Here is a 17,249-nt window from a genome sequence, read left to right as displayed (position 1 = left end):
TCTTCTTTTTTTATTTTTACCTAATTTTTAGGTCTTCTTTTTTAAATTTACAAAATTTACCATGAGGTATGTGCGATATGTTAGATAATAAATTAGGAAATCGTTTAAGAGTAGACTTCTCAAACATTTCAAAACAAATAGAAATCCCAAATCTTCTACAATTACAAAAAAAGAGTTTTGATTATTTTTTAAATCTTGATAATGGTGAAAGTGGTATAGAAAAAGTTTTTAAATCAATTTTTCCTATTCATGATCCGCAAAATAGATTGAGTCTTGAATATGTTAGTAGTGAAATAGGCAAGCCAAAATATACCATTCGCGAATGCATGGAAAGAGGTTTGACTTATTCTGTAAATTTAAAAATGAAAATCCGTCTTACTCTGCATGAAAAAGATGAAAAAACAGGGGAAAAAGTTGGAGTAAAAGATATTAAAGAACAAGAAATTTATATCCGCGAAATTCCTTTAATGACAGATCGTGTATCTTTTATCATTAATGGGGTTGAGAGGGTGGTTGTAAATCAATTACATAGAAGCCCTGGTGTTATTTTTAAAGAAGAAGAAAGTTCAACGGTTGCAAATAAGCTTGTTTATACAGCACAAATTATTCCTGATCGTGGTTCGTGGCTTTATTTTGAATACGATGCCAAAGATGTTCTGTATGTAAGAATCAATAAGCGTAGAAAAGTTCCTGTAACTATGCTTTTTAGAGCTTTAGGGTATAAAAAACAAGATATTATTAAGTTGTTTTATCCTATTCAGACTATACATGTGAAAAAAGATAAATTTTTAACAGAATTTAATCCAAATGATTTTATGGATAGAATAGAATATGATATTAAAGATGAAAAAGGAAAAATCGTTCATCAAGCTGGAAAAAGACTTACAAAGAAAAAAGCAGAACAGCTTATTAAAGACGGTTTAAAATGGATAGAATATCCTGTAGAAATTTTACTTAATCGTTATTTAGCAAATCCTATTATTGATAAAGAAAGTGGAGAGGTTTTATTTGATTCTTTAACTTTGTTAGATGAGAGTAAGCTTGCTAAGATTAAAGAGCAAAAAAGTTTTGATATAGCAAATGACTTGGCTAATGGCGTTGATGCAGCGATTATTAACTCCTTTGCTCAAGATGGAGAAACTCTAAAACTTCTTAAACAAAGTGAAAATATCGATGATGAAAATGATTTAGCTGCGATTAGAATTTACAAAGTTATGCGCCCAGGTGAACCTGTGGTAAAAGATGCAGCGAAGGCTTTTGTAAATGATTTATTCTTCAATCCTGAAAGATACGATCTTACCAAGGTAGGTCGTATGAAAATGAACCATAAGTTAGGTCTTGAAGTGCCTGAGTATGTTACTGTTTTGACTAATGAAGATATTATTAAAACTGCAAAATATTTAATTAAAGTAAAAAATGGTAAAGGACATATTGATGATAGAGATCATTTGGGAAATCGTCGTATCCGTTCTATAGGTGAACTTTTAGCCAATGAGCTTCATTTAGGTCTTGCAAAAATGCAAAAGGCGATCAGAGATAAATTTACTTCTTTAAATGCGGATCTTGATAAAGTAATGCCTTATGATTTAATCAATCCTAAAATGATTACTACAACTATCATTGAATTTTTTACAGGAGGTCAGCTTTCGCAATTTATGGATCAAACCAACCCTTTAAGTGAGGTTACTCATAAGCGTCGTTTGTCAGCGCTTGGTGAAGGTGGGCTTGTAAAAGAAAGAGCAGGTTTTGAAGTGCGTGATGTTCACGCGACACATTATGGTAGAATTTGTCCAGTTGAAACACCTGAAGGTCAAAATATTGGTTTGATTAACACTCTTTCTACTTATGCAAAAGTAAATGAACTTGGCTTTGTTGAAGCGCCATATAGAAAAGTTGTAAATGGTAAAGTGACTAATGAAGTTGTTTATCTTACAGCAACACAAGAAGAAGGCTTATTTATCGCACCAGCTTCAACTAAGGTTGATGCTAAAGGCAATATAGTAGAAGAATTTGTTGAGGCTAGACAAGATGGTGAAACTATACTTGCAAGACGCGAAGAAGTGCAATTAATCGATCTTTGCTCAGGTATGGTTGTTGGGGTTGCGGCTTCTTTGATTCCGTTTTTAGAGCACGATGATGCAAACAGGGCACTAATGGGTTCAAACATGCAACGTCAAGCTGTGCCACTTCTTACTGCTTCAGCTCCGATAGTAGGAACAGGTATGGAACAAATTATTGCGCGTGATGCTTGGGAAGCTGTTAAAGCAAAGCGTGGCGGTGTGGTTGAGAAAGTGGATAATAAAAGTATTTTCATTTTAGGTGAAGATGATAAAGGTCCATTTATTGACCATTATACTATGGAGAAAAATTTAAGAACCAATCAAAATACAAATTATATTCAACATCCTATTGTTAAAAAAGGTGATATAGTAAAAGCAGGACAAATTATCGCAGATGGTCCTTCTATGGATCAAGGCGAACTTGCTATAGGTAAAAATGCTTTAATCGCTTTTATGCCTTGGAATGGTTATAACTATGAGGATGCTATAGTTGTAAGTGAGAGAATTATTCGTGAAGATACCTTTACAAGCGTGCACATTTATGAAAAAGAAATTGAAGCAAGAGAACTAAAAGACGGTATAGAAGAAATTACCAAAGATATTCCAAATGTAAAAGAAGAAGATGTTGCGCATCTTGATGAGAGCGGTATTGCAAAAATTGGTACCCATATCAAACCAGGTATGATTTTGGTGGGTAAGGTTTCTCCAAAAGGTGAGGTTAAACCAACTCCTGAAGAAAGACTTTTAAGAGCGATTTTTGGAGAAAAAGCAGGACATGTTGTGAATAAATCCCTTTATGCAACCGCTTCTTTAGAGGGTGTTGTTGTGGATGTTAAAATTTTCACTAAAAAAGGCTATGAAAAAGATGATCGTGCAATAAAATCTTATGATAAGGAAAAAATGGCTTTAGAAAAAGAACATCATGATAGACTTTTGATGATGGATAGAGAAGAAATGCTTCGTGTTTGCGCTCTTCTTTCGAAAGCCCCTTTAAATAGCGATCAAAAAATTGGAGATAAAAATTATAAAAAAGGACAAACCGCAGATATTAGCGAACTTGAAAAAATCAATCGTTTTACTTTAACAACTTTGATTAAAGCTTATTCTAAAGAGATTCAAAAAGAATACGATGATTTAAAAAATCATTTCCAAAATGAGAAGAAAAAATTAAAAGCAGAACACGATGAAAAGCTTGAAATTTTAGAAAAAGATGATATTTTACCAAGTGGGGTAATTAAGCTTGTTAAAGTTTATATTGCTACAAAGAGAAAGCTTAAAGTCGGTGATAAAATGGCAGGGCGCCATGGAAACAAAGGTATAGTCTCAACCATAGTTCCTGAAGTGGATATGCCTTATTTACCAAATGGTAAAAGTGTGGATATTGCACTTAATCCACTTGGCGTTCCAAGTCGTATGAATATAGGCCAAATTTTAGAAAGCCATTTGGGTTTAATTGGACTTAGACTTGGGGATCAAATTCAAGAAATTTTTGACAGAAAGCAAAAAGATTTTCTTAAAGAATTAAGAGCAAAAATGCTTGAAATTTGTTCTATTCCAAGACTTGCAAGCGAAAAAGAATTTATTAAAAGCTTAAGCGATGAAGAGCTTTTAAACTATGCTAGAGACTGGAGTAAAGGAGTTAAATTTGCTACTCCTGTTTTTGAAGGTGTAAATATAGAAGAATTTAGCAAGCTTTTTGAAATGGCCAAGATAGATATGGACGGCAAAACAGAACTTTATGATGGACGTACGGGTGAGAAAATCGCAGAGCGTGTTCATGTGGGATGTATGTATATGCTAAAACTCCACCACTTAGTTGATGAGAAAGTTCACGCAAGAAGTACAGGACCTTACAGCTTAGTTACCCAACAACCTGTGGGTGGTAAAGCACTCTTTGGGGGACAAAGATTTGGGGAGATGGAAGTTTGGGCACTTGAAGCTTATGGAGCAGCTCATACTTTAAGAGAAATGTTAACTATCAAATCAGACGATGTAGAAGGTAGATTTAGTGCTTATAAAGCATTGACAAAAGGTGAAAATGTTCCAGCAACAGGAATTCCTGAAACATTTTTTGTATTAACCAATGAGCTTAAATCTCTTGCTCTAGATGTTGAGATTTTTGATAAGGATGAAGATAATGAGTAAATTTAAAGTAATAGAAATCAAAGAAGATGCAAGACCTAGGGATTTTGAAGCGTTTCAACTAAGACTTGCAAGTCCTGAAAAAATCAAATCATGGTCTTATGGAGAAGTAAAAAAACCAGAAACTATCAATTATAGAACCTTAAAGCCTGAAAGAGATGGGCTTTTTTGCGCAAAGATTTTTGGACCTATAAGAGATTATGAATGTCTTTGTGGTAAGTATAAAAAAATGCGTTTTAAAGGCGTTAAGTGCGAAAAATGTGGTGTTGAAGTAGCAAATTCAAAAGTGCGTCGTTCTAGAATGGGACATATCGAGCTTGTAACTCCTGTGGCTCATATTTGGTATGTTAATTCTCTTCCAAGTCGTATAGGAACGCTTTTGGGTGTTAAGATGAAAGATCTTGAGCGTGTGCTTTATTATGAAGCTTATATCGTTGAAAACCCAGGCGATGCTTTCTATGATAATGAAAGCACCAAAAAAGTAGAATATTGTGATGTTTTAAACGAAGAGCAATATCAAAATTTAATGCAACGCTATGAAAATAGTGGCTTTAAAGCAAGAATGGGTGGAGAAGTTGTTCGTGATTTACTTGCAAATTTAGATCTTGTAGCACTTTTAAATCAGCTTAAAGAAGAAATGGCGGCTACAAATTCAGAGGCTAAGAAAAAAACTATCATTAAACGCTTAAAAGTTGTAGAAAATTTCTTAAATTCAAATTTAAATGCCAATACCGATAGCGATGAAGCCGTACCAAATCGTCCTGAATGGATGATGATTACAAATCTTCCAGTTTTACCGCCAGATTTGCGTCCTTTAGTGGCTTTAGATGGTGGGAAATTTGCAGTTTCTGATGTGAATGACTTATATCGTCGCGTTATCAATAGAAATACACGTCTTAAAAAACTTATAGAACTTGATGCACCGGAAATCATTATAAGAAATGAAAAAAGAATGCTTCAAGAGGCTGTTGATGCACTTTTTGACAACGGTCGTCGTGCTAATGCTGTAAAGGGAGCAAATAAACGCCCATTGAAATCTTTAAGTGAAATTATTAAAGGTAAACAAGGACGTTTCAGACAAAACTTATTAGGTAAGAGGGTGGATTTCTCAGGTCGTAGTGTTATTGTTGTGGGTCCAAAACTTAGAATGGATCAATGTGGTTTACCTAAAAAAATGGCTTTAGAGCTCTTTAAGCCACATCTTTTAGCTAAGCTTGAAGAAAAAGGTTATGCAACCACAGTAAAACAAGCTAAAAAAATGATAGAAAACAAAACCAATGAAGTTTGGGAATGTTTAGAAGAGGTAGTAAAAGGGCATCCTGTTATGCTAAACCGTGCGCCTACTTTACATAAACTTTCTATTCAAGCTTTTCATCCTGTTTTAGTGGAAGGTAAGGCTATACAACTTCATCCTTTAGTTTGTGCAGCATTTAACGCAGACTTTGATGGGGATCAAATGGCGGTGCATGTGCCACTTTCTCAAGAGGCTATTGCAGAATGTAAAGTGCTCATGCTTTCATCAATGAATATTCTTTTGCCAGCAAGTGGTAAGTCTGTAACCGTTCCATCGCAAGATATGGTTTTAGGAATTTATTATCTTTCATTGGAAAAAGCCGGTGCTAAAGGTTCGCATAAAATTTGCACAGGCATTGATGAAGTGATGATGGCACTTGAAAGCAAGTGTTTGGATATTCATGCGAGTATACAAACTATGGTAGATGGTAGAAAGATTACCACTACAGCAGGAAGATTGATTATTAAATCCATTTTACCTCATTTTGTGCCTGAAAATAGCTGGAATAAAGTTTTAAAGAAAAAAGACATTGCCGCGCTTGTGGATTATGTTTATAAACAAGGTGGTTTAGAGATTACAGCAAGTTTCTTGGATAGACTTAAAAATTTAGGTTTTGAGTATGCAACTAAAGCAGGTATTTCAATTTCGATTGCAGATATTATTGTTCCTAATGACAAGCAAAAAGCTATCGATGAAGCAAAAAAACAAGTAAGAGAAATTCAAAATTCTTATAATCTTGGTTTGATTACTTCAGGGGAAAGATACAATAAAATCATTGATATTTGGAAAAGTACAAACAATGTCCTTTCAAAAGAGATGATGAAGCTTGTAGAAAAAGATAAAGAAGGCTTTAACTCTATTTATATGATGGCAGATTCTGGTGCTAGGGGTAGTGCGGCTCAAATTTCTCAGCTTGCTGCAATGAGAGGACTTATGACTAAACCTGATGGTTCTATTATCGAAACTCCTATTATTTCGAATTTCCGTGAAGGGCTAAATGTTCTTGAATACTTTATTTCAACTCACGGTGCTAGAAAAGGTCTTGCAGATACCGCTCTTAAAACAGCAAATGCGGGTTATTTGACAAGAAAACTTATCGATGTTGCACAAAATGTAAAAATTACCATTGAAGATTGTGGAACGCATGAGGGTGTTGAAATCAATGAAATTACCGCAGATAGCTCTATTATAGAAACTTTAGAAGAAAGAATTTTAGGCAGGGTTTTAGCTGAAGATGTGATCGATCCTATTACAAATTCTGTGCTTTTTGCAGAAGGTACTTTAATGGATGAGGAAAAAGCAAAAATTCTTGGAGAAAGCGGTATAAAAAGTGTCAATATCCGCACTCCTATTACCTGCAAAGCTAAAAAAGGAATTTGTGCAAAATGTTATGGTATCAATCTTGGTGAAGGTAAATTGGTAAAACCAGGCGAAGCGGTAGGAATTATTTCCGCTCAATCTATCGGTGAACCAGGAACGCAGCTAACTCTAAGAACTTTCCACAGCGGGGGAACTGCAAGTACGGATTTACAAGATAGACAAGTAAGCGCACAAAAAGAAGGTTTTATAAGATTTTATAATCTTAAAACTTATAAAAACAAAGAAGGTAAAAATATCGTAGCAAATCGTAGAAATGCGGCGATTTTACTTGTGGAGCCAAAAATCAAAACTCCATTTAAAGGTGTGATTAATATAGAAAATATTCATGAAGATGTGATTGTTTCTATTAAAGATAAAAAACAAGAAGTAAAATACATACTAAGAAAATACGATCTTGCTAAACCAAATGAATTAGCAGGTGTAAGTGGCAGTATAGATGGAAAACTTTATTTGCCATATCAAAGCGGTATGCAAGTAGAAGAAAATGAAAGTATCGTAGAAGTGATTAAAGAGGGTTGGAATGTGCCAAATCGTATTCCTTTTGCGAGTGAAATTTTAGTAGAAGATGGTGAGCCTGTAGTGCAAAATATCAAAGCAGGCGAAAAAGGAACGCTTAAATTTTATATCCTTAAAGGCGATGGTTTAGATAGAGTAAAAAATGTTAAAAAAGGCGATATTGTTAAAGAAAAAGGATTCTTTGTAGTGATTGCTGATGAAAATGATAGAGAAGCAAAAAGACACTATATACCAAGAGAATCTAAGATAGAATTTAACGATAGTGAAAAAATCGATGATGCAAATACTATCATTGCAAGTGCTCCTAAAAAAGAAAGAAAAGTGATTGCAGAATGGGATGCTTATAATAATACTATCATTGCAGAAATTGATGGTGTTGTAAGCTTTGAGGATATTGAAGCAGGTTATAGTGCTGATGAGCAAATTGATGAAGCTACAGGTAAGCGTTCTTTAGTGATTAATGAATATTTACCAAGCGGAGTTAGACCGACTTTGGTAATTGCAGGAAAAGGTGATAAGGCTGTGCGTTATCAGCTTGAACCAAAAACCGTTATTTTTGTTCATGATGGTGATAAAATCGCTCAAGCAGATATTTTAGCAAAAACTCCAAAAGCAGCAGCTAAATCAAAAGATATTACAGGAGGTCTTCCAAGAGTTTCTGAACTTTTTGAAGCAAGAAAACCAAAAAATGCGGCTGTGATTGCAGAAATTGATGGTGTTGTTCGTTTTGATAAACCTTTGCGTTCTAAAGAAAGAATTATTATCCAAGCAGAAGATGGTACAAGTGCTGAGTATTTAATCGATAAATCAAAACACATTCAAGTAAGAGATGGCGAGTTTATCCACGCAGGTGAAAAACTTACAGATGGAGTTGTTTCAAGTCATGATGTGCTTAAAATTTTAGGTGAAAAAGCCTTGCATTATTATTTGATTTCTGAAATTCAACAAGTTTATCGCGGACAAGGTGTTGTGATTTCTGATAAACATATAGAAGTTATCGTTTCTCAAATGCTAAGACAAGTAAAAGTTGTAGATAGTGGACATACGAAATTTATCGAGGGTGATTTGGTTTCAAGACGTAAATTCCGTGAAGAAAACGAAAGAATCATTAGAATGGGTGGAGAACCTGCTATTGCTGAGCCTGTGCTTTTAGGTGTAACAAGAGCAGCGATTGGAAGCGATAGTGTTATTTCTGCAGCTTCATTCCAAGAAACTACTAAAGTTCTAACCGAAGCAAGTATAGCGGGTAAATTTGACTACTTAGAAGATTTAAAAGAAAATGTTATTCTAGGTAGAATGATACCTGTTGGAACAGGGCTTTATGGTGAACAAAATTTAAAACTTAAAGAACAAGAATAAAACTCTATTTTATAGCCCTTCTGGGCTATATTTCTTCATTTTCAATCTTTTTAACTAAAATATAAGCAAAATTTAGATATCATCCAAATTTTATTACATTTTTAAAGAAAGGAATTATTGTGCCTACCATAAATCAATTGGTTAGAAAAGAGCGCAAAAAAGTTTTAGAAAAATCTAAATCTCCAGCGCTTAAAAATTGTCCACAAAGAAGGGGAGTTTGCACTAGGGTTTATACTACAACACCTAAAAAACCAAACTCAGCGTTAAGAAAAGTTGCCAAAGTAAGACTTACTAGTGGCTTTGAAGTGATCAGCTATATCGGCGGTGAAGGTCATAACTTGCAAGAACACAGCATTGTTTTAGTGCGTGGTGGTAGGGTAAAAGACTTACCAGGGGTTAAATATCACATCGTTCGTGGTGCTCTTGATACAGCAGGTGTTGCAAAAAGAACAGTTTCTCGTTCTAAATATGGTGCTAAACGCCCTAAAGCAGGCGCTGCAAAATAATCATTCATACAGACAAATCCGTTAGATTTGATTTTGTTTGAGTAAAATTTAAAATTTGAAGGAAAAATAATGAGAAGAAGAAAAGCTCCGGTAAGAGAAGTCTTGCCTGATCCGATTTATGGTAATAAAGTAATCACAAAATTTATTAATTCTTTAATGTATGATGGTAAAAAAAGCACAGCTACAACAATTATGTATGGTGCTTTGGAAGCTATTGATAAAAAAGGTGGCGAGAAAAAAGGTATTGATATTTTTAATGATGCGATTGAAAATATTAAGCCTTTATTAGAAGTGAAATCTCGTCGTGTAGGTGGTGCAACCTATCAAGTTCCAGTAGAAGTTCGCCCTGCTAGACAACAAGCTTTGGCGATTCGTTGGATTATTTCTTTTGCAAGAAAAAGAAGCGAAAGAACTATGATTGATAAACTTGCAGCTGAGCTTTTAGATGCAGCAAATAGCAAAGGTGCTTCATTTAAGAAGAAAGAAGATACTTATAAAATGGCTGAAGCAAATAAAGCATTTGCTCACTATCGTTGGTAAGAAGGAGTGTGTATGTCAAGAAGTACTCCTTTAAAAAAAGTTAGAAATATCGGTATTGCTGCTCACATCGATGCGGGTAAAACGACTACATCTGAAAGAATTCTTTTCTTTACTGGTATGAGTCATAAAATCGGTGAAGTTCATGATGGTGCTGCAACTATGGACTGGATGGAACAAGAGAAAGAGCGTGGGATTACTATCACTTCTGCGGCTACAACTTGTTTTTGGAAAGATCATCAAATCAATCTTATTGACACTCCAGGCCACGTGGATTTTACAATTGAAGTTGAAAGATCTATGCGTGTTCTTGATGGTGCTGTTGCGGTATTTTGTTCAGTGGGTGGGGTGCAGCCTCAAAGTGAAACAGTTTGGAGACAAGCAAATAAATATGGTGTTCCAAGAATAGTATTTGTAAATAAAATGGATAGAATCGGTGCAAATTTTTATAATGTAGAAGATCAAATTCGCAACCGTTTAAAAGCTAATCCAGTTCCACTTCAAATTCCAATTGGTGCTGAGGATAATTTTAAAGGCGTAATCGATCTTGTAACTATGAAAGCTTTAGTTTGGGAAGATGATACTAAGCCAACGGATTATGTAGAAAAAGAAATTCCAGCTGAACTTAAAGAAAAGGCAGAAGAATATCGCACAAAAATGATAGAAGCAGTTTCTGAAACTTCAGATGAGTTGATGGAAAAATATTTAGGCGGAGAAGAATTAAGCCTTGAAGAGATCAAAACAGGGATTAAAGCAGGATGTTTAAGTCTTTCCATCGTTCCTATGCTTTGCGGTACAGCGTTTAAAAATAAAGGGGTTCAACCTTTACTTGATGCTGTTGTGGCTTATTTGCCAGCTCCTGATGAAGTGGCAAATATCAAGGGTGAATATGAAGATGGCACAGAAGTTTCTGTAAAATCAACTGATGATGGCGAGTTTGCAGGACTTGCATTTAAAATCATGACAGATCCATTTGTAGGACAACTTACTTTCGTGCGTGTTTATCGCGGTTGTTTAGAAAGCGGTTCTTATGCATATAACTCAACTAAAGATAAAAAAGAAAGAATTGGCCGTTTGTTAAAAATGCACTCTAACAAAAGAGAAGAGATTAAAGTGCTTTACGCAGGCGAAATTGGTGCTGTTGTAGGACTTAAAGATACTTTAACAGGGGATACTCTTGCAAGTGAAAAAGATAAGGTAATCCTTGAAAGAATGGATTTTCCAGATCCAGTTATTTCTGTTGCAGTTGAGCCAAAAACTAAAGCTGATCAAGAAAAAATGTCTATTGCTTTAAATAAATTAGCACAAGAAGATCCAAGTTTTAGAGTTTCTACAGATGAAGAAAGTGGTCAAACTATCATTTCAGGTATGGGTGAGTTACACCTTGAAATTATCGTTGATAGAATGCTTCGTGAATTTAAAGTTGAAGCTGAAGTAGGTCAACCACAAGTTGCTTATCGCGAAACTATTAGAAAAACTGTTGAACAAGAATACAAATACGCTAAACAATCAGGTGGTCGTGGTCAGTATGGACATGTATTCTTACGCCTTGAACCGCTTGAGCCAGGTAGTGGATATGAATTTGTTAATGATATTAAAGGTGGGGTAATTCCAAAAGAATACATTCCTGCAGTTGATAAAGGTGTTCAAGAAGCATTGCAAAATGGTGTTTTAGCAGGTTATCCTGTGGAAGATGTTAAAGTAACTGTTTATGATGGAAGTTATCACGAGGTGGATTCATCTGAGATGGCATTTAAACTTGCTGCTTCTATGGGCTTTAAAGAAGGTGCTAGAAAAGCAGGTGCTGTGATCTTAGAGCCTATGATGAAAGTTGAAGTAGAAACTCCTGAAGATTACATGGGTGATGTTATTGGAGATCTTAACAAACGCCGTGGTCAAGTAAATAGCATGGATGAGCGTGGTGGAAATAAAATCATCACAGCATTTTGTCCTTTGGCTGAAATGTTTGGTTATTCTACTGATCTTAGAAGTCAAACTCAAGGTCGTGCGACTTATTCTATGGAATTTGATCACTATGATGAAGTTCCTAAAAATGTTGCGGATGAAATCATCAAAAAAAGAAACGGTTAAATTTTTAGCGGGATTTTTCCCGCTTTCTGTCCTCGTAGCTCAGCAGGATAGAGCGCAAAATTCCTAATTTTGAGGCCGTGAGTTCGAATCTCGCCGTGGACACCATTTTATGAGGTGTTATTATGATAAAAATTGCTTTTTTTATAACTTTTGTAATTTCTTTTTTGACAGCACAAAGCCCAGTAAATTTTAAAGAAGATAATAATATAACAAAAGAACAAAATATATTTAAAGAACAACCTCCAAAACGCATTAAAATTCCAACGCATTAAAATATATGTCAGATTTGATTACGCTAGCACAATTATCACAAGGGTATCGTTATAATAGTGATTCTTTAATTTTAGCTAATTTTATTTTAAAACAAGGAATTAAAGGCGCTGTTTTTGATGTAGGTGCGGGCTGTGGTATCATAGGTATTTTACTTAAAAAAAATATTGCAAATTTAAGTTTATCTTTGATTGATATTCAAAAAGAAAATATAAAATTGATTGAAAAAAATTTAAAATCCAACCAAATACAAGGCGATATTTTTCATGATGATTTCAATCAATTTCAAAGCATAAAAAAATTTGACTTCATAGTTTGCAATCCTCCATTTTATAGACAAGGAGCTTACAAGAGTGAAGATCGGCATAAAGCTATAAGTAAATTTCAGGAATTTTTACCCTTGCATAGCTTTTTAACTAAAGCAAATTCTATGCTTAAGCCAAATGGTACTTTGTATTTTTGCTATGAAGCTTTAGCTTTAGATGAAATTTGTTTTATTTTAAAAGATATGAAAATAAAAATAACAAAGCTTTGCTTTGTACATACACATCAAAACAAAAAAGCAAGACTTGTTTTGATACAGGTAAAAAAAGGTTCAAAATCGCCTTGTGAGATTTTACCTCCTTTTTTTGTATATGAAAATGAAATTTTAAGCAAACAAATGCAAGAAATTCACTTAAGATTTAGGTTAAAAAGTTATGATATTTGATAAAAATTTTTCTTATGCTTTTGATGAAAATGCTTGTGAGAAATGCGGTGGAAAGTGTTGCACTGGAGAAAGTGGCAATATTTTTGCAAGCAAGGAAGAATTAGAAGCATTAAGAAAGCATTTAAATTTAGAAAGCAAAGAATTTGCTGAAAAATACTTGAGAAAAGTGGGCTTTAAAATGAGTTTTAAGGAAGTCGAATTTGAAGATGGCTTTGCTTGCATTTTTTTTGATGCTCAAAAAAGAAATTGCAGTATCTACGATTTTCGTCCAAAACAATGCAGAACTTTTCCATTTTGGGAATATTTTAAAACACATCAAAAGGAATTAGAAAAAGAATGTATAGGTATTTGTTATTTGTCTTAGCAGCCTTTTTTTTGGCAGCTTGTGGAAGTTCAAAAATCAATGTTGTTTATCCTGATTATACAAAATATAAAAGCAATGATTTTGATTTAAGGGTTATGAAGGCTTATAATTATGAGTATTATAAACAATACAAAGAAGCCAGAGATGAATTTTTAAGTCTTTATCAAGATTATAATAATACTAATTTTTTAGAAAATGCATTTTTACTTACTTTAGCAAACAATCTTGACAAGCAAGCAGAGTTAAATAATCTAGCAAAGCCTTATTTAAATCAAAATGACAATCTTAAGCGACTTAGTGCTCTTTATGCTTTAAATTCAAATGATATCAACAATGCTCAAAAACTTATGAAAGAGCTTTTAACAAAAAAGGATAGTGATCCTAGAAATTTAGAGCTTTACGGGGATATTTTGGTTAAAAAAAATGATTTAAAAAATGCTACAAAATACTATAGATCTGCTTATAATCAAGTGCAAAATGAAGAAATTTTATTTAAACTCATAGGAATTTATGCGATTTTGAATGATGCTTTAAATATTAAAAATGTTTTAGAATTTTCAAGAAAAACCAATGGTTGCACTCTCAAAACTTGCGTCTTGCTTGCTAAAATTTATTTTGATGAAAAAAATATCGAAGCTTTAAAAAGTATATATAAAGAGCTTTATCAACTTACCAAAAATAAAAGTTTTGCATTGGCTTTGGTTGAGCTTTTAAATTCTCAAGGCAAAACAGAAGAAGCTTTAAAAATTTCTTTGCAGTATGATTTAGATGATGATATTAAACTCGCTTTGTATCAGAATTTAAAACGCTTTGATGATGCTAAAAAAATGAGTTTAGCTCTTTATCATAAAACAAAAAATAAAGAATATCTTCTACGAGCGGCAGTTTTTGAATTTGAAGCTGCAAATGAAGCTAAAAAAATCACTCCAAAAGTAATTGATTCTGTAAAAGAAAAATTCGAACAGGCTATCGATAAAGATAGCAATGCTTTGTATTTAAACTACTATGGATATTTGCTTATAGATTATGATTTAGATGTTAAAAAAGGTATAGAGCTTGTGAAACTTGCCTTAGAAAAAGATCCGCAGAATTTGTATTATTTAGATTCTTTAGCTTGGGGGTATTATAAACTAGGCGATTGTAAGCAAGCATGGGAAATTTTAAAACAAACATTAGATGATAAAGAATTTGCAAATTCTGATGAGAGTAAAGCTCATATAAAAGCGATAAAGGCGTGTGTAAAACCATGATATTGGATAAAATTTTTGAAAAAACAAAAGAAGATTTAAAAGAACGCAAACTAAAACTTCCTTATGATATGTTAGGGCGTTCTTTAGCTTCAAATCCTTTCTTTCCAAAAGATGTGATTAAAGCTTTAAAAAGAGTAGAAAAAGAAGTTAAAATCATAGCAGAAGTAAAAAAAGCAAGTCCTAGCAAGGGAGTCATTAGAGAAGACTTTGATCCTTTGAGTATCGCTTTAAATTATGAGAAGAACAAAGCTGCGGCGATTTCTGTTTTGACTGAGCCACATTTTTTTAAAGGTTCTTTAGAATACTTAAGTCTTATACGCCGTTATACACAAATTCCTTTACTTAGAAAAGATTTTATCTTTGATGAGTATCAAATTTTAGAAGCTTTGGTTTATGGGGCAGATTTTGTATTGCTGATCGCTAAAATGCTAAGCATGAAAGAGCTTAAAAAACTGCTTGAGTTTGCAAGACATTTAGGTCTTGAGGCTTTGGTTGAAATTCATGATAAAGAGGATTTGAGTAAGGCTATTTTTGCTGGAGCGGATATTATCGGTATCAATCATCGTAATTTAGAGGATTTTACTATGGATATGAGTTTGTGCGAAAAACTTATCCCACAAATCCCAAATTCAAAAATCATCATCGCAGAAAGCGGTTTAGAAAATAAAGAATTTTTAGGGCATTTACAAAATTTAGGCGTTGATGCTTTTTTAATCGGCGAATATTTTATGCGTGAAGAAGATGAAGGAAAGGCTTTAAAAGCTTTGCTTTAAGGAGGGAAAATGCAGTATTTGTATGCACCATGGCGGAGTGAGTATTTTGAAAAAGAAAAAAGCATTTGTCCATTTTGTGATTGTGCTAATAAGATTAAAAGTGATGAAGATTTAGGCGTGATTTTTAGAGCAAAGCATTGTTTTGGAGTGATGAACCGCTATCCTTATTCTGCGGGGCATTTTATGGTGATTCCTTATATACATGAAGAGCATATAGAAAATTTAAGCGATGAAATTTGGCAAGAAATGAGCCATTTTGTGCGTTTGGGAGTGAAAATTTTAAAAGAGCAAATTCATGCAAATGGGGTCAATATCGGTATGAATTTAAGCAAAGATGCGGGAGCTGGCATAGCTTTTCATTGTCATTATCATCTAGTGCCACGCTGGGCAGGAGATACAAATTTTATCACAACCATAGGAGAAACTAGGGTTTGTGGCACTAATATCGAGCAAGTTTATCAAAAACTTGTTTTGGCTTTTAAAAATGCTCAGTGAAGTTGAATTTACAGAATTTCAAAAAGAAAATTTCTCTCTTTTAATCGATGCAAGAAGCCCTAGAGAATTTTTGCATTCTCATTTGATAGGAGCTTTAAATTTTTATGCACTCAATGATGAAGAATATCAAGAAATAGGAACAATTTATAAGAAAAATCAAGCTTTAGCTAAGGCTAGGGGTGCGAGTTATATTTGTCAAAATACCGCTAAGCATATATTAGAAATCACCCAAAATTTTCGCATAGGAGAAAAGGTGGGGATTTATTGTTCTCGTGGGGGTTTGCGTTCAAAGTCTATCGCAGTGATTTTAAGTGAGCTTGGCTTTAGAGTGGTGCGTTTAAAAGGTGGCTTTAAAGCTTATAGAACTTTTGTAACGCATTATTTTGAAAATGAAATAAATTTTGATTTTTTTACTCTTTGCGGCAATACAGGCTGTGGAAAAACAGAGCTTTTAGAGCAACTTCCACAAGCTATAAATTTGGAAAAAATAGCAAATCATTTAGGCTCGTCTTTTGGTGATATTTTAGGAAAACAACCTACGCAAAAAGCTTTTGAAGCAGAACTTTTTCACAATATGCAAAATTTAGAAAATTTTGCTTTCATAGAAAGCGAAAGTCGCAAAATAGGGGATATCATCTTACCTTTGAAATTTTATGAAAAAATGCAAAAGGCTTTTAAAATTTATTGTTTTTGTTCTTTGGAAAATCGCATTAAAAGAATACAAAAAATTTATCAAGAGAAAATGACTCTTTTAAAATTTCAACAATGTGTGCAAAAAATTAGCCCTTATATCAGCTTAAATTTACGCCAAGATTTGCTTCAAAGTTATGAGAGAAAAGAATGGCAAAAGCTTATTGTTATGCTTTTGGAGTATTATGATAAAACTTATAAAAAACCAGATAAGATTGATCTTGAGTTAAATACTGATGATATTTTAAAAGCTAAAGAAGAAATTTTAAGATATTTTAAGCTAAAAAACTACATTTTAATTTAATTTTTTTATCACTTTGCAAAAAAATTATACTATTTTCTTTAAAAAAATAAAAAAAATCACAAATTTCTTTTTTATTTTTGAAATTGTTATTTTTTAATTTCTCAAAGTATTGTAAATTAGGCTTTTAGATATTGTTTTTTCATTTACCCTAAATTTTTATATAAAAGTAATATTTATTACATAAATCATTTTATTTAGGGCTTTTAAATGTAGTTTTTATAGTATTTAAAAGCCAATCATGTATTTATTTTTTTGTTTAAAATATGGATATTATATTTCAATGGGAATAAAATAATAAATTTTAATTTAATTTATAATTAAGCTAAATTTAATTAGAATTGCACTCGTTTTTTTGCGATGTTATAAAACATTGTTATTTTAATTTTATTTTCCAAGGACATCTATGCCAGCTATTAAGCTTTTTAACTTCACGGGGGGGGGTATAGAGAATTTTGGTTTAGACTTTCTATTGTCACTTTCTTAAGTGTCAATGCTTTTGCAACCACTTA

The 17,249-nt window shown here is 33.1% G+C and carries 12 protein-coding genes and 1 tRNA gene; all 13 read left to right on the top strand.

What is annotated here, in order from left to right:
* Positions 1-68: 68 nt before the first annotated feature.
* The 13 genes from rpoB (at position 69) to mnmH (ending at position 16,740) form a co-directional block, all read left to right on the top strand.
* The gene (gene rpoB / locus ELQ09_RS07475; protein ID WP_072225851.1) at positions 69-4,205 is read left to right on the top strand and encodes a DNA-directed RNA polymerase subunit beta; all 4,137 of its coding nucleotides are present in this window, start codon (positions 69-71) and stop codon (positions 4,203-4,205) included.
* Positions 4,198-8,751: a DNA-directed RNA polymerase subunit beta' gene (gene rpoC, locus ELQ09_RS07470; RefSeq protein ID WP_070316534.1), complete on the top strand. Its 4,554-nt coding sequence runs from the start codon at positions 4,198-4,200 to the stop codon at positions 8,749-8,751. Before rpoB ends, rpoC begins: the two co-directional genes overlap by 8 nt.
* Positions 8,752-8,870: 119 nt before the next feature.
* Positions 8,871-9,257: a 30S ribosomal protein S12 gene (gene rpsL, locus ELQ09_RS07465; protein ID WP_002782934.1), complete on the top strand. Its 387-nt coding sequence runs from the start codon at positions 8,871-8,873 to the stop codon at positions 9,255-9,257.
* Between the two features lie 69 nt (positions 9,258-9,326).
* Entirely contained in the window at positions 9,327-9,797 is a 471-nt protein-coding gene (gene rpsG / locus ELQ09_RS07460) for a 30S ribosomal protein S7 (protein ID WP_002779471.1), read from the top strand.
* A gap of 12 nt (positions 9,798-9,809) precedes the next feature.
* Positions 9,810-11,885 carry an elongation factor G gene (fusA, locus tag ELQ09_RS07455; RefSeq protein WP_002779472.1) on the top strand — a complete coding sequence of 692 codons (2,076 nt, stop codon included), beginning with the start codon at positions 9,810-9,812 and terminating at the stop codon, positions 11,883-11,885.
* A 28-nt stretch (positions 11,886-11,913) separates the two neighbouring features.
* Positions 11,914-11,990: transfer RNA gene (locus ELQ09_RS07450), tRNA-Arg, on the top strand.
* A 17-nt stretch (positions 11,991-12,007) separates the two neighbouring features.
* Positions 12,008-12,157, top strand: a complete 150-nt coding sequence (locus ELQ09_RS07445) for a hypothetical protein (RefSeq protein WP_002857548.1) — start codon at positions 12,008-12,010, stop codon at positions 12,155-12,157.
* A 5-nt stretch (positions 12,158-12,162) separates the two neighbouring features.
* Entirely contained in the window at positions 12,163-12,864 is a 702-nt protein-coding gene (locus tag ELQ09_RS07440; RefSeq protein ID WP_070316535.1) for a tRNA1(Val) (adenine(37)-N6)-methyltransferase, read from the top strand.
* The gene (locus tag ELQ09_RS07435; RefSeq protein ID WP_070316536.1) at positions 12,854-13,228 is read left to right on the top strand and encodes a YkgJ family cysteine cluster protein; all 375 of its coding nucleotides are present in this window, start codon (positions 12,854-12,856) and stop codon (positions 13,226-13,228) included. The genes ELQ09_RS07440 and ELQ09_RS07435 overlap by 11 nt, the downstream gene beginning before the upstream one ends.
* Positions 13,201-14,478 carry an ATP-dependent nuclease subunit B gene (locus tag ELQ09_RS07430; RefSeq protein ID WP_134224950.1) on the top strand — a complete coding sequence of 426 codons (1,278 nt, stop codon included), beginning with the start codon at positions 13,201-13,203 and terminating at the stop codon, positions 14,476-14,478. Before ELQ09_RS07435 ends, ELQ09_RS07430 begins: the two co-directional genes overlap by 28 nt.
* Entirely contained in the window at positions 14,475-15,251 is a 777-nt protein-coding gene (gene trpC / locus ELQ09_RS07425) for an indole-3-glycerol phosphate synthase TrpC (protein ID WP_134224949.1), read from the top strand. Before ELQ09_RS07430 ends, trpC begins: the two co-directional genes overlap by 4 nt.
* Positions 15,252-15,260: 9 nt before the next feature.
* Complete coding sequence (locus tag ELQ09_RS07420) at positions 15,261-15,746, top strand: HIT domain-containing protein (RefSeq protein WP_070316538.1); 486 nt, start codon at positions 15,261-15,263, stop codon at positions 15,744-15,746.
* On the top strand, positions 15,736-16,740 hold the full coding sequence (gene mnmH, locus ELQ09_RS07415) for a tRNA 2-selenouridine(34) synthase MnmH (protein ID WP_070316539.1): 1,005 nt from the start codon (positions 15,736-15,738) through the stop codon (positions 16,738-16,740). Before ELQ09_RS07420 ends, mnmH begins: the two co-directional genes overlap by 11 nt.
* Positions 16,741-17,249: the final 509 nt, after the last annotated feature.

Origin of the sequence: Campylobacter sp. CH186 (assembly GCF_004378925.1) — a bacterium.
Classification (GTDB): Bacteria; Campylobacterota; Campylobacteria; order Campylobacterales; family Campylobacteraceae; genus Campylobacter_D; species Campylobacter_D jejuni.
This window is presented reverse-complemented; position numbering and strand designations above follow the sequence as displayed.

What these genes read in the sequence shown, in the direction of transcription:
- rpoB (WP_072225851.1), top strand. Translation starts at nt 69, where the DNA reads ATGTGCGATATGTTAGATAATAAATTAGGAAATCGTTTAAGAGTAGAC.
- rpoC (WP_070316534.1), top strand. Translation starts at nt 4,198, where the DNA reads ATGAGTAAATTTAAAGTAATAGAAATCAAAGAAGATGCAAGACCTAGG.
- rpsG (WP_002779471.1), top strand. Translation starts at nt 9,327, where the DNA reads ATGAGAAGAAGAAAAGCTCCGGTAAGAGAAGTCTTGCCTGATCCGATT.
- fusA (WP_002779472.1), top strand. Translation starts at nt 9,810, where the DNA reads ATGTCAAGAAGTACTCCTTTAAAAAAAGTTAGAAATATCGGTATTGCT.
- ELQ09_RS07445 (WP_002857548.1), top strand. Translation starts at nt 12,008, where the DNA reads ATGATAAAAATTGCTTTTTTTATAACTTTTGTAATTTCTTTTTTGACA.
- ELQ09_RS07440 (WP_070316535.1), top strand. Translation starts at nt 12,163, where the DNA reads ATGTCAGATTTGATTACGCTAGCACAATTATCACAAGGGTATCGTTAT.
- ELQ09_RS07435 (WP_070316536.1), top strand. Translation starts at nt 12,854, where the DNA reads ATGATATTTGATAAAAATTTTTCTTATGCTTTTGATGAAAATGCTTGT.
- ELQ09_RS07430 (WP_134224950.1), top strand. Translation starts at nt 13,201, where the DNA reads ATGTATAGGTATTTGTTATTTGTCTTAGCAGCCTTTTTTTTGGCAGCT.
- trpC (WP_134224949.1), top strand. Translation starts at nt 14,475, where the DNA reads ATGATATTGGATAAAATTTTTGAAAAAACAAAAGAAGATTTAAAAGAA.
- ELQ09_RS07420 (WP_070316538.1), top strand. Translation starts at nt 15,261, where the DNA reads ATGCAGTATTTGTATGCACCATGGCGGAGTGAGTATTTTGAAAAAGAA.
- mnmH (WP_070316539.1), top strand. Translation starts at nt 15,736, where the DNA reads ATGCTCAGTGAAGTTGAATTTACAGAATTTCAAAAAGAAAATTTCTCT.